Origin of the sequence: Pseudomonas fluorescens (assembly GCF_001307155.1) — a bacterium.
Classification (GTDB): Bacteria; Pseudomonadota; Gammaproteobacteria; order Pseudomonadales; family Pseudomonadaceae; genus Aquipseudomonas; species Aquipseudomonas helvetica.
The window spans coordinates 3,676,719-3,688,803 of the sequence record NZ_CP012830.1 but is presented as its reverse complement, the minus strand read 5'-3'; the positions used below and the strand labels follow the sequence as shown (position 1 = coordinate 3,688,803).

Annotated in this window: 12 protein-coding genes; 1 reads left to right on the top strand and 11 read right to left on the bottom strand. The window is 58.7% G+C overall.

What is annotated here, in order from left to right:
* Window positions 1–58: 58 nt before the first annotated feature.
* From AO353_RS16605 to AO353_RS16580, 6 genes are read right to left on the bottom strand one after another with little or no spacing between them, the layout of a single operon-like run.
* Entirely contained in the window at window positions 59–694 is a 636-nt protein-coding gene (locus tag AO353_RS16605) for a protein-L-isoaspartate(D-aspartate) O-methyltransferase (protein WP_173859967.1), read from the bottom strand.
* Between the two features lie 41 nt (window positions 695–735).
* Window positions 736–1,485, bottom strand: a complete 750-nt coding sequence (surE, locus tag AO353_RS16600; protein WP_054595928.1) for a 5'/3'-nucleotidase SurE — start codon at window positions 1,483–1,485, stop codon at window positions 736–738.
* Window positions 1,473–2,531, bottom strand: coding sequence for a tRNA pseudouridine(13) synthase TruD (gene truD / locus AO353_RS16595; protein ID WP_054595927.1), 1,059 nt, complete (start codon window positions 2,529–2,531; stop codon window positions 1,473–1,475). Before truD ends, surE begins: the two co-directional genes overlap by 13 nt.
* On the bottom strand, window positions 2,528–3,001 hold the full coding sequence (gene ispF, locus AO353_RS16590) for a 2-C-methyl-D-erythritol 2,4-cyclodiphosphate synthase (protein ID WP_054595926.1): 474 nt from the start codon (window positions 2,999–3,001) through the stop codon (window positions 2,528–2,530). Before ispF ends, truD begins: the two co-directional genes overlap by 4 nt.
* Before the next feature lie 42 nt (window positions 3,002–3,043).
* Window positions 3,044–3,889 (bottom strand): S-formylglutathione hydrolase, encoded by an 846-nt coding sequence (gene fghA, locus AO353_RS16585; protein ID WP_019692108.1) that lies wholly within the window; start codon window positions 3,887–3,889, stop codon window positions 3,044–3,046.
* Between the two features lie 8 nt (window positions 3,890–3,897).
* On the bottom strand, window positions 3,898–5,010 hold the full coding sequence (locus AO353_RS16580; RefSeq protein ID WP_054595925.1) for an S-(hydroxymethyl)glutathione dehydrogenase/class III alcohol dehydrogenase: 1,113 nt from the start codon (window positions 5,008–5,010) through the stop codon (window positions 3,898–3,900).
* Window positions 5,011–5,116: 106 nt separating this feature from the next.
* Here AO353_RS16580 and AO353_RS16575 point away from each other — a divergent pair, with 106 nt between their 5' ends.
* On the top strand, window positions 5,117–6,013 hold the full coding sequence (locus AO353_RS16575; RefSeq protein WP_054595924.1) for a LysR substrate-binding domain-containing protein: 897 nt from the start codon (window positions 5,117–5,119) through the stop codon (window positions 6,011–6,013).
* Window positions 6,014–6,634: 621 nt separating this feature from the next.
* Here the strand turns inward: AO353_RS16575 and ispD are convergent.
* From ispD to AO353_RS16550, 5 genes are all read right to left on the bottom strand, one after another.
* Entirely contained in the window at window positions 6,635–7,342 is a 708-nt protein-coding gene (ispD, locus tag AO353_RS16570) for a 2-C-methyl-D-erythritol 4-phosphate cytidylyltransferase (protein WP_054595923.1), read from the bottom strand.
* The gene (gene ftsB / locus AO353_RS16565) at window positions 7,339–7,617 is read right to left on the bottom strand and encodes a cell division protein FtsB (protein ID WP_019692104.1); all 279 of its coding nucleotides are present in this window, start codon (window positions 7,615–7,617) and stop codon (window positions 7,339–7,341) included. The genes ispD and ftsB overlap by 4 nt, the downstream gene beginning before the upstream one ends.
* Before the next feature lie 333 nt (window positions 7,618–7,950).
* Window positions 7,951–9,240, bottom strand: a complete 1,290-nt coding sequence (eno, locus tag AO353_RS16560; RefSeq protein WP_019692103.1) for a phosphopyruvate hydratase — start codon at window positions 9,238–9,240, stop codon at window positions 7,951–7,953.
* Window positions 9,241–9,403: 163 nt separating this feature from the next.
* Window positions 9,404–10,249: a 3-deoxy-8-phosphooctulonate synthase gene (gene kdsA / locus AO353_RS16555; protein WP_054595922.1), complete on the bottom strand. Its 846-nt coding sequence runs from the start codon at window positions 10,247–10,249 to the stop codon at window positions 9,404–9,406.
* 5 nt (window positions 10,250–10,254) lie between these two features.
* Window positions 10,255–11,886, bottom strand: a complete 1,632-nt coding sequence (locus tag AO353_RS16550) for a CTP synthase (protein WP_054595921.1) — start codon at window positions 11,884–11,886, stop codon at window positions 10,255–10,257.
* Window positions 11,887–12,085: the final 199 nt, after the last annotated feature.

Sequence of the window (12,085 nt, the reverse complement as noted above, 5' to 3'; positions counted from 1 at the left end):
TCAATGCCGCTGTAAGACCAAGGTAATCAAATAGAATTCAGCGTCGTTAAATAAATGCTTAAGCCAGTGGCCCATGGAGCAACGGTACAAAGCGCACCCCCCCCAAAACACGCCTGGAAAAGCCTTGTTCTTCACGGATGATCAACATCAATTGCTGAACCTCCCCTGAACCAACCGGAATCACCAGCCGCCCACCCGGCGCTAATTGATCGAGCAACGCCTGAGGTACATCGGTCGCCACCGCGGTGACGATAATGCCGTTGTACGGTGCCAGCGCTGGCCAGCCTTCCCAACCGTCGCCCCACCGAAATACCACGTTGCGCGTGTTCAACTCGACCAGGCGCTCCTTGGCACGATCCTGCAGGACCTTGATGCGCTCGACGGAAAACACCCGCTCGACCAATTGCGACAACACCGCTGTCTGGTAACCGGACCCGGTGCCGATCTCCAGCACTTTATCCAGAGGACCGGCCTCCAGCAGCAGCTCGCTCATGCGAGCCACCATATAAGGCTGAGAAATGGTCTGGTTATGGCCAATCGGTAATGCCGTGTCTTCGTAGGCACGGTGCGCCAGGGCTTCATCGACAAACAGATGACGCGGTGTCCGCCGAATGACCTCCAACACCTGGGCGTTGGACAGGCCTTCCTCATATAAGCGCTGGATCAGCCGTTCGCGCGTGCGCTGGGAGGTCATCCCGATACCACGACGCAGGATATCGTCTTGTTCACGAGCCATCAGCGCAGCCCCTCCAGCCAGCCATCAAGACTTTTGAAGGCATCATTGAAGGTACGATCGAGTTGCAGCGGGGTGATCGAGACATAACCCTGCATTACCGCATGGAAATCCGTACCAGGCCCGCCATCTTCCACATCGCCGGCCGCGGCAATCCAATAGCCGGATTTGCCACGCGGATCGACCACTTGAATCGGCGCGGCAGCGCGGGCACGGTGACCCAGGCGAGTCAGCTGGATACCTCGAATATGTTCCAGAGGCAGATTCGGAATGTTCACGTTCAGCACCGTGCGCGGTGGCAAATCAAGGTCGGCATAAGCCTCCACCAGCTTGCGCGCAAAGTAGGCCGCCGTCGGCAGGTTTTCCACTTGCCGCGATACCAGCGAAAAGGCAAACGACGGCAGCGTGAGGAAACGCCCTTCGAGCGCTGCCGCAACCGTGCCGGAATACAACACATCGTCGCCCAGGTTGGCTCCCATGTTGATCCCGGAAACCACCATATCCGGCTCGCGCTCCAGCAAACCGTTGAGGCCCAGGTGCACGCAATCGGTCGGCGTGCCATTTAGGCTGATAAAGCCATTGGCCAGGGTTTGCGGGTGCAACGGACGGTCAAGCGTCAGCGAACTGCTGGCGCCGCTTTTGTCCTGGTCAGGGGCAATAACCACGCACTCGGTGTAATCCGCCAGCGCAGCATGAAGCGCGGCAAGACCGGGCGCTGTTACCCCATCGTCGTTAGAAATCAGAATACGCATGAGCTGTCCGTCTGCCCCACCGGCACCAGATCGACGAGTTCACGCACCAATACGGTGGCGAAGCATCCGGCCGGAAGGACGAATTCCAGTTGCAGAATGTCCAGCGAGGGATAATGCCACGTCAACCCGCCAATGGGCAGCCGCAGGATGCGACGTTCATGGCTCATTCCAGCGTTTATCAACCAATCGCGCAGATCCGCTTCGCCTGCCGCGACCCGCTGCTCCAGTTCATGAGTCGCACCGGTCGCGGGGGACTCGCCCTCGCCCCACAGCGGCCCGGTCGGGTGCAGGTCGAGGATTGCCAGGCGCGGATCGCTGCATTCGGCCTCACCTGCCGGGAAGAAGCTGCGGCTGTCGGTGAAAGCCAGCAGGTCACCGACCTGGGCGCGCTGCCAGCTGCCGTCGGCAACTCGCGCCGCCAATACCTGATTGAACAGAAAGCTGCGCGCGGTAGAGAGCAGGCGTGAACGCACGTTGCGCTGCTCCGGCAAGGCTTTACGTGCCGCCCAGTCACGGGCATCCACCACGTTGCCGCCATTGTGGCCGAAACGCTGCGCGCCGAAGTAGTTGGGAATGCCTTGTTTGGCGATCAATTGCAGACGCGCGTCAATCGCGTCCTTGTCGCCAGCAAACTGGGTCAAGCGCAAGGTAAAGCCATTGGCCGAATGCGCACCGCGCTGCAGCTTGCGTTTATGGCGTGCGGTCTTGAGGATTTTCAGTGTGTCGTTTTCTGCCGCAGACAAGTCAGGATCGGCCTTGCCCGGCAATTGCACGCTGAACCACTGGCGGGTCAGTGCCTGGCGATCTTTCAAGCCGGCATAACTGACGGTGCGCAACGGCACGCCGGCAGCCTTGGCAATCCGCCGGGCCGCCTCTTCAGTGTTCAGGCCGCGTTTTTCCACCCAGATCCACAGGTGTTCGCCTTCGCCGGTCAGCGGGATATCGAGGACTTCATCGACCTGAAAATCTTCCGCGATGGCTTTCAGTACGGCAGTGCCGAGGGCTTCACCATAAGCGCGCGGGCCAAGCAATTGCAGTTCATTCATGCGCGCAACAACAAGGCAACGGAGTGCACGGCAATGCCTTCTTCGCGACCGACAAAGCCGAGCTTTTCGGTGGTGGTAGCTTTCACGTTCACTTGATCCAACTCAACTTGAAGATCCGCGGCGATCAGCGCACGCATCGATTCGATATGCGGGGCCATTTTCGGCGCCTGGGCAACGATGGTGTTATCGACATTACCGACCTTCCAGCCCTTGGCGTGGATCAGAGCGACAACGTGACGCAACAGTACGCGGCTGTCAGCACCTTTGAATTGCGGGTCGGTGTCTGGAAAGTGTTTACCGATATCACCCAGCGCCGCTGCGCCGAGCAAGGCATCGCTCAACGAATGCAGCAAGACGTCGCCGTCGGAATGGGCGAGCAGTCCGAAACCGTGTGCAATTCGCACGCCGCCCAGGGTGATGAAATCGCCTTCAGCGAAACGGTGCACATCATAGCCGTGGCCAATACGCATAAAAAAACGCCCCGATTTAGTCAGGGCGTGATTCTACCTGCTTTAGGCGCCTAGAGCGTGTGCGTGATGTCGCAAGTGTTCATCAATAAAGCTGGCGATAAAGAAATAGCTGTGGTCGTAGCCCGGTTGCAGACGCAAGGTCAGCGGATGGCCGGCCAGTTTCGCCGCCTGCTGCAGCGCTTCGGGTTTGAGCTGAGTGGCGAGGAAGTCATCCCGATCACCCTGATCCACCAGCAACGGCAGCTTTTCGCTGGCCTCGCTGATCAGCACGCAGGCATCCCATTCGCGCCACTTCGAACGCTCTTCACCCAAGTAGCGCGAAAACGCCTTCTGACCCCAAGGGCAATCCATTGGATTGTTGATAGGCGCGAAGGCCGACACCGACTGATACCGCCCAGGGTTGCGCAAGGCACAGACCAGTGCGCCGTGCCCGCCCATGGAGTGGCCGCTGACGCCACGTTTGTCCGAGGCCGGAAAATGCGCTTCGACCAACGCAGGCAATTCCTGCACCACATAGTCGTGCATCCGATAGTGCTTTGCCCAGGGTTCCTGCGTGGCGTTCAGATAGAACCCGGCACCGAGGCCGAAATCCCATGCGCCATCCGGGTCGCCCGGAACATCGGCACCTCGCGGACTAGTGTCCGGCGCGACGATGATCAACCCCAGCTCGGCCGCCATGCGCATCGCGCCGGCCTTGTGCATGAAGTTTTCGTCGGTGCAGGTCAATCCCGACAACCAGTACAACACCGGCAGCTTACCGCCCTGCTCCGCTTGCGGCGGCAAGTACACGGCAAACACCATGTCGCAGCCCAGCACTTCGGAATGATGCTTGTAGCGTTTATGCCAGCCACCGAAGCTCTTCTGGCATGAGAGATTTTCCAGACTCATGACCGACCTCAGAAATGGATGACAGAGCGGATGCTTTTGCCTTCATGCATCAGGTCGAATGCCTTGTTGATGTCTTCCAGGCCCATGGTGTGGGTGATAAAAGTGTCCAACGGGATTTCGCCGCTCTGGGCCATTTCCACGTAGCTTGGCAACTCGGTGCGACCGCGCACGCCGCCAAATGCCGAACCGCGCCAGACGCGACCGGTCACCAACTGGAACGGACGGGTAGAGATTTCCTGGCCAGCACCGGCAACGCCGATGATCACCGACTCACCCCAACCTTTATGGCAGCACTCCAGTGCCGCACGCATCAGTTGTACATTGCCGATGCACTCGAAGGAGAAGTCGACGCCGCCGTCAGTCATGTCGACGATCACGTCCTGAATCGGACGGTCGAAATCTTTCGGGTTCACACAATCGGTAGCGCCCAACTGCTTGGCGATTTCGAACTTGGCCGGGTTGATGTCGATGGCAATAATTCGCCCTGCCTTGGCTTTGACCGCACCGATGACCGCTGACAGACCAATGCCGCCCAGGCCGAAGATGGCCACGGTGTCGCCCGGCTTGACCTTGGCAGTGTTGATGACCGCGCCGATACCGGTGGTGACGCCGCAGCCCAGCAGGCAGACTTTTTCCAGTGGTGCTTCTTTAGGGATCTTCGCGACGGAAATTTCCGGCAACACGGTGTATTCGGAAAAGGTCGAAGTACCCATGTAGTGGAAAATCGGCTGACCTTTGTAGGAGAAACGCGTGGTGCCGTCTGGCATCAGGCCTTTGCCCTGGGTCGCACGAATGGCCTGGCAGAGGTTGGTCTTGCCCGACTTGCAGAATTTGCACTGGCCGCATTCCGGGGTGTACAGCGGAATCACGTGATCGCCGACCGCGACCGAAGTCACGCCTTCGCCGATAGCTTCGACAATCGCGCCACCTTCGTGGCCGAGGATCGACGGGAAGATACCTTCCGGGTCAGCGCCCGACAGGGTGTAGGCGTCGGTATGGCAAACACCGGAGGCGACCACACGCAACAGGACTTCACCCGCCTTGGGCATGGCGACATCGACTTCAACGATCTCAAGGGGTTTCTTGGCCTCGAAGGCAACGGCAGCGCGCGACTTGATCATCCTGTCTCTCCAGCGAATAAAAACGAGACAACGAGTGTAAAACACCACCAGACGATTAATAATCCAGCCGAAAGCAAAACATTATTGCTGCACAGGGATAATCCTCATGTCCGAGAACCGCTGGGAAGGCATCGATGAATTCGTCGCCGTCGCCGAATGCAACCAGTTCACGGCTGCCGCCGAACGCCTCGGGGTTTCGTCCTCGCACATCAGTCGACAAATCGTACGCCTTGAAGAGCGCCTGCAAACCCGCCTGCTTTACCGCAGTACCCGTCGGGTGACGCTGACCGAAGCCGGGCAGACTTTCCTGCAACACTGCCAACGCTTGCAAGACGGACGCGAAGAAGCCTTGCGCGCCGTCGGCGACCTGACCAGCGAACCCAAAGGCATGCTGCGCATGACCTGTGCAGTGGCGTACGGCGAACGTTTCATCGTTCCGCTGGTGACCAGCTTCATGGGGCTTTACCCACAATTGCGGGTCGATATCGAGCTGAGCAACCGCCCGCTCGACCTGGTGCACGAGGGCCTGGACCTGGCAATCCGGCTCGGCCGCCTGCAAGACTCACGGCTGGTAGCCACGCGCCTGGCGCCACGACGCATGTACTTGTGCGCCTCACCGTCCTATCTGGAACGCTACGGCCGACCGCACAGTTTGTCCGAGCTGAGTCGGCATAACTGCCTGATCGGCAGCTCGGACATCTGGCAACTGGAACAGGACGGCAGAGAGTTTTCCCAGAGAGTACAAGGCAATTGGCGCTGTAACAGCGGGCAAGCAGTGCTGGACGCAGCACTACAAGGCGTCGGGCTGTGTCAGCTGCCGGACTATTACGTGCTGGAACACCTGAACAGCGGCGCACTGGTGTCGTTGCTGGACGCTCATCAACCACCGAACACCGCCGTCTGGGCGCTGTATCCACAGCAACGGCATCTATCGCCGAAAGTGCGCAAACTCGTGGACCATCTGAAAGAAGGGTTAGCAAAAAGGCCGGAATACCAACTTTGATCAAAGGATCAAAGGATCAAAGGATCGCAGCCTACCGCAGCTCCAAAGATAACCAATAACACGCCCCCACCACTCAACAGGCCGAGCGTTAGCTCGCCTGCCGCTGCTGATCTTGATCCACCCGCCCCTATCGGAAGGCCGAGCGCAGGTGTTCATCAGGGGGTGGGCGCGCAGCGCCGTACGGCGCAGCCGGACACATCGAGAGGAGGTCGTCGCGAAGCAGACCGTAGGCGATGCCCCCTGATGAATACCGGAGTGAGGGAACGCCGAGCCTAGGCGAGGTGCCGTACGCTTGGGGCGAAGCCTTTTGGTTCCTTTTTGGCGTTTGAAAAAGGGACTCGCCGTAAGGGCGAAACCCCAAGCGGCCGTTACCGCAGAAATGGATATGTACACCTGCTTAGAGATAGGTCGGCTGTCCGGCCGCCATCGCGGGCAAGCCCGGCTCCCACAATGGATCGATGTACATCTGCGGGAGATTGGTCGGCTGTCAGGCCGCCATCGCGAGCAAGCTCGGCTCCCACAGGAGATCTATGTACATCTGCAAGAGATGGGTCGGCTGTCAGGCCGCCATCGCGGGCAAGCCCGGCCCCCCCATATCAGTTGAGCGGAGCGACAGAGGAATCAGCGGCGATTAGCCCAACGCAGCCGCAGCCATTCAAGGTCTTCAGGCCGAGTAACCTTGAGATTATCCGCCCGCCCCTCGATCAAGCGTGGCGCCTGACCCGACCACTCCATCGCAGACGCCTCATCGGTAATGGCCACATCAGCCACCAGACTGTCCGCCAACGCCCGATGCAAAGCCCCCAAACGAAACATCTGCGGCGTATACGCCTGCCAGATCAAACTGCGATCAACCGTTTCAAGGACCCGACCATGCTTGTCCACACGCTTGAGCGTGTCACGCGCAGGCACAGCCAGTAACCCGCCGACAGGATCGTCAGCCAATTCCGACAATAACTTGTCGAGATCATCACGGGTCAGGTTCGGCCGCGCAGCATCGTGGACCAACACCCAGTCTTCATCTGCAGCGCCTTGCGCATGCAAATGCAGCAACGCGTTCAGCACCGAACCCGAGCGTTCTTCGCCACCGTCCACCCGCTGGATACGCGGATCGGCAGCACACGCCAGGGTCGGCCAATAAGGGTCATCAACGGCAAGACTGACCACCAGGCCTTTCAAGGCTGGATGATCGAGGAAACAGCCAAGGCTGTGTTCGAGAATAGTGCGCCCGCCCAGTTGCAGATATTGCTTGGGACGGTCCGCGGCCATACGGGCACCGACGCCCGCGGCAGGAATCACGGCCCAGAAGGCCGGTAACGTATTCATCATTGAGCCAACTGGTAAAGGGTTTCACCGTCCTTGACCATGCCCAACTCATGGCGAGCCCGCTCTTCAACGGTCTCCATGCCTTTTTTCAATTCGCTGACCTCGGCGTCCATGACCCGATTGCGCTCCAGCAACGATTCGTTCTCAGCATGCTGATCAGCAATTTGCTGAGTCAACTCGGCCACTTGCGCCAGACTGCCATTACCCACCCACAGGCGATATTGCAGACCAGCCAGCAGCAAGAGCAAGACAAGAAACAACCAGTAAGGACTGCGCATCGAATATCAGGTATCCAGTGAAAAAAGACAGCCATGCCAACTTTAAAGCTTCTGATAGCACGAAGCCTGGAAGAACCAGGCTCGTACTTATAAGGCATCAGATTAGTGGCAAAAATCCCGATCAGTCACTGTAAAAACTACCACAGGCTGTGCGCCTTCGGCGTTACGCACAAAATACTGCGTTAAAAACAGGCTCGGACTGCTCATTTACAACACGTAAACTCCGCGTCCTCGCCTGTTTTTGCCTTGTCTTTTCTGCGCTCGCTACGTTTTTACAGGGACTGATGCTGCGATTTTTTCGACACAATCCGGTGTCTTTTTAACTACCCAAGCTTAGCCGCGGAATTCGCCACGACCGTTGTACTTGGCTTTGCCGCCCAATTGCTCTTCGATGCGCAGCAGTTGGTTGTACTTGGAAACGCGGTCGGAACGGCACAGCGAACCGGTTTTGATCTGGCCAGCCGAAGTGCCCACAGCCAGGTCGGCAATGGTCGAATCTTCGGTTTCGCCGGAGCGGTGCGAGATCACGGCAGTGTAACCAGCGGCCTTGGCCATCTGGATCGCTTCCAGGGTTTCGGTCAGGGTGCCGATCTGGTTGAACTTGATCAGGATCGAGTTGGCGATCTTCTTGTCGATGCCTTCTTTCAGGATCTTGGTGTTGGTCACGAACAGGTCGTCGCCCACCAGCTGGGTTTTTTCGCCGATTTTGTCGGTGAGGATTTTCCAGCCAGCCCAGTCGGACTCGTCCAGGCCATCTTCAATGGAGATGATCGGGTAACGTTCGGTCAGGCCTTTGAGGTAGTCGGCAAAACCTTCGGCGGTGAACACCTGGCCTTCACCGGACAGGTTGTACTTGCCGTCTTCGTAGAATTCGCTGGCCGCGCAGTCCAGAGCCAGGGTCACGTCGGTGCCCAGTTTGTAGCCAGCGTTGGCCACGGCTTCGGAGATTACTTTCAGTGCATCTTCGTTGGACGCCAGGTTCGGTGCGAAACCACCTTCGTCGCCCACCGCAGTGCTCAGGCCACGAGCCTTCAGTACAGCTTTGAGGTGATGGAAAATCTCGGTGCCCATGCGCAGACCTTCCGAGAAAGTCTTGGCGCCCACTGGCTGAACCATGAATTCCTGGATGTCGACGTTGTTATCGGCGTGCTCGCCACCGTTGATGATGTTCATCATCGGAACCGGCATCGAGTAAACACCCGGAGTACCGTTCAGGTTGGCGATGTGTGCGTACAGCGGCAGGTCCTGGTCGTGGGCAGCAGCCTTGGCAGCAGCCAGCGACACGGCGAGGATTGCGTTGGCGCCCAGGCTGCCCTTGTTCTCGGTACCGTCCAGCTCGATCATGATGCGGTCGAGGGCTTTCTGGTCAACCGGGTCTTTACCCAGCAGCGCGGTGCGAATCGGGCCATTGATGTTGGCTACAGCTTTCAGTACACCCTTGCCCAGGTAACGGCTCTTGTCGCCATCACGCAGCTCGAGCGCTTCGCGCGAACCGGTGGAAGCACCGGACGGCGCGCAAGCGCTGCCGATGATGCCGTTATCGAGAAGCACGTCCGCTTCGACGGTGGGATTGCCACGGGAGTCGAGAACTTCACGACCTTTGATGTCGACGATTTTTGCCATTGTTGTAAACACTCCAAAGTTGACGAAAACGCTGTAGAAGCACGGCTTGCCGGCGATGGGGCCCTCAAGGACGCCATCGCTGGCAAGCCCTGCCCCTACAAGAGCAGTGCGGCCAGCGGGCCAGAGCGATAAATCGAGCGGTACTTTACCGGAGAATTGAGGATTACGCGGTTTCTACCGTCGGAAAACTCTTCACCAACTCGTCCAGAGCCTTGAGCTGAGCCAGGAATGGCTCCAGTTTGTCCAGACGCAAGGCGCAAGGGCCGTCACATTTGGCGTTGTCCGGATCCGGATGCGCTTCCAGGAACAGGCCGGCCAGCGACTGGCTCATGCCCGCCTTGGCCAGGTCGGTGACCTGCGCACGGCGTCCGCCGGCAGAATCCGAGCGACCACCAGGCATTTGCAGCGCGTGGGTCACGTCGAAGAACACCGGGTATTCGAACTGTTTCATGATGCCGAAGCCGAGCATGTCCACGACCAGGTTGTTATAGCCGAAGCTCGAACCACGCTCGCAGAGGATCAACTGATCGTTACCGGCCTCTTCGCATTTGCTCAGGATGTGTTTCATTTCCTGAGGGGCGAGGAACTGGGCTTTCTTGATGTTGATCACAGCGCCGGTCTTGGCCATCGCGACGACCAGATCGGTCTGGCGCGACAGGAAGGCCGGCAACTGGATGATCTCGCAGACTTCAGCGACAACTGCAGCCTGCTCAGGCTCATGGACATCGGTGATGATCGGCACGCCAAAGGCTTGCTTGATGTCCTGGAAAATCCGCATGCCTTCCTCGAGGCCGGGGCCCCGATAGGAGGTTACCGACGAACGATTGGCCTTGTCGAAGCTGGCCTTGAACACGTAAGGGATACCGAGTTTCTCGGTGACCTTTACGTACTCTTCACAGACCTGCATCGCCATGTCACGGCTTTCCAGCACGTTCATGCCACCGAACAGCACCATCGGTTTGTCGTTGGCGATTTCGATGTTGCCTACGCGGATGATCTTTTGAGCCATCAGGTTCAAGCCTTCTTCTGGTGTTGAGCCAAAGCTGCTTTGACAAAGCCGCTGAACAACGGGTGGCCGTCGCGCGGAGTCGAGGTGAACTCCGGGTGGAACTGGCAAGCAACGAACCATGGGTGGTTCGGCGCTTCAACCACTTCAACCAGCGCACCGTCACCGGAACGACCGGAGATTTTCAGACCGGCTTCGATCAGTTGCGGCAGCAGCTTGTTGTTCACTTCATAGCGATGACGATGACGCTCGACGATCACATCCTTGGCGTAGCAATCGTGAACCAGGGAGCCGGCTTCCAGCAGGCATTCCTGAGCACCCAGACGCATGGTGCCGCCCAGATCGGACGATTCGGAACGGGTTTCAACGGCGCCGGTGGCATCTTCCCACTCGGTGATCAGACCCACGACCGGGTGACCGCTGGTGCGATCGAATTCGGTGGAGTTGGCGTCTTTCCAGCCCAGCACGTTACGGGCGAACTCGATCACGGCGACTTGCATGCCCAGGCAGATACCCAGATATGGAACCTTGTTTTCGCGAGCGTATTGAACGGCGGTGATCTTGCCTTCCACGCCACGCAGACCGAAGCCGCCTGGCACCAGAATCGCATCAGCGCCTTCCAGCAGCGCGGTGCCCTGGTTCTCGATGTCTTCGGAGTCGATGTAACGCAGGTTGACCTTGGTACGGTTGCTGATGCCGGCATGACTCATCGCTTCGATCAGCGACTTGTAGGCGTCCAGCAGTTCCATGTACTTGCCGACCATGGCGATGGTGACTTCGTGCTCAGGGTTGAGCTTGGCATCGACCACGGCTTCCCACTCGGACAGATCGGCGCCGCCACATTGCAGGCCGAAACGCTCGACGACGAAATCATCCAGGCCCTGGGAGTGCAGGATGCCCGGGATCTTGTAGATGGTGTCGGCGTCTTCCAGCGCGATGACCGCACGTTCTTCAACGTTGGTGAACTGCGCGATCTTGCGACGCGAAGAGATATCGATCGGGTGGTCGGAACGGCACACCAGCACGTCTGGCTGCAGGCCGATGGAACGCAGTTCCTTGACCGAGTGCTGAGTTGGCTTGGTTTTGGTTTCGCCGGCAGTGGCGATGTACGGCACCAGTGTCAGGTGCATCAGCATCGCGCGCTTGGCGCCGACTTCGAAACGCAATTGACGGATGGCTTCGAGGAACGGCTGGGATTCGATGTCACCCACGGTGCCACCGATCTCGACCATCGCCACGTCGGCATCGCCTGCACCCTTGATGATGCGGCGCTTGATTTCGTCGGTGATGTGCGGAATCACCTGGATGGTTGCGCCCAGGTAATCACCACGGCGCTCTTTGCGCAGGACGTGCTCGTAGACACGGCCGGTGGTGAAGTTGTTGTTCTGGGTCATGGTCGTGCGGATGAACCGCTCGTAGTGGCCCAGGTCCAGGTCGGTCTCGGCGCCGTCGTGAGTGACGAACACTTCACCGTGCTGGAACGGGCTCATGGTGCCCGGGTCAACGTTGATGTACGGGTCCAGCTTGAGCATGGTGACCTTAAGTCCCCGCGCCTCCAGGATGGCCGCCAATGAAGCCGATGCAATGCCTTTCCCCAATGAAGAAACAACACCGCCCGTGACGAATATGTAGCGCGTCATGAAAAACCCTAGAAGTCTGCGTTAAAGCGGTCCGAGCCGCCGGGGAAAGCGAAGGAAGGCCGAAGCCCCCGATCACCTGCATTAATTACAGTGCATCTTTCAAAAAAACCGCCGCGTTGGGACAGACCGGAAGAAGAATCACCGGTACGTTGCTCGCTACACATTTTTTGGAATCGCCCAGCAAAGACTGCTTGGTAAT

What these genes read in the sequence shown, in the direction of transcription:
- AO353_RS16605 (WP_173859967.1), bottom strand. Translation starts at nt 694, where the DNA reads ATGACCTCCCAGCGCACGCGCGAACGGCTGATCCAGCGCTTATATGAG.
- surE (WP_054595928.1), bottom strand. Translation starts at nt 1,485, where the DNA reads ATGCGTATTCTGATTTCTAACGACGATGGGGTAACAGCGCCCGGTCTT.
- truD (WP_054595927.1), bottom strand. Translation starts at nt 2,531, where the DNA reads ATGAATGAACTGCAATTGCTTGGCCCGCGCGCTTATGGTGAAGCCCTC.
- ispF (WP_054595926.1), bottom strand. Translation starts at nt 3,001, where the DNA reads ATGCGTATTGGCCACGGCTATGATGTGCACCGTTTCGCTGAAGGCGAT.
- fghA (WP_019692108.1), bottom strand. Translation starts at nt 3,889, where the DNA reads ATGAGTCTGGAAAATCTCTCATGCCAGAAGAGCTTCGGTGGCTGGCAT.
- AO353_RS16580 (WP_054595925.1), bottom strand. Translation starts at nt 5,010, where the DNA reads ATGATCAAGTCGCGCGCTGCCGTTGCCTTCGAGGCCAAGAAACCCCTT.
- AO353_RS16575 (WP_054595924.1), top strand. Translation starts at nt 5,117, where the DNA reads ATGTCCGAGAACCGCTGGGAAGGCATCGATGAATTCGTCGCCGTCGCC.
- ispD (WP_054595923.1), bottom strand. Translation starts at nt 7,342, where the DNA reads ATGATGAATACGTTACCGGCCTTCTGGGCCGTGATTCCTGCCGCGGGC.
- ftsB (WP_019692104.1), bottom strand. Translation starts at nt 7,617, where the DNA reads ATGCGCAGTCCTTACTGGTTGTTTCTTGTCTTGCTCTTGCTGCTGGCT.
- eno (WP_019692103.1), bottom strand. Translation starts at nt 9,240, where the DNA reads ATGGCAAAAATCGTCGACATCAAAGGTCGTGAAGTTCTCGACTCCCGT.
- kdsA (WP_054595922.1), bottom strand. Translation starts at nt 10,249, where the DNA reads ATGGCTCAAAAGATCATCCGCGTAGGCAACATCGAAATCGCCAACGAC.
- AO353_RS16550 (WP_054595921.1), bottom strand. Translation starts at nt 11,886, where the DNA reads ATGACGCGCTACATATTCGTCACGGGCGGTGTTGTTTCTTCATTGGGG.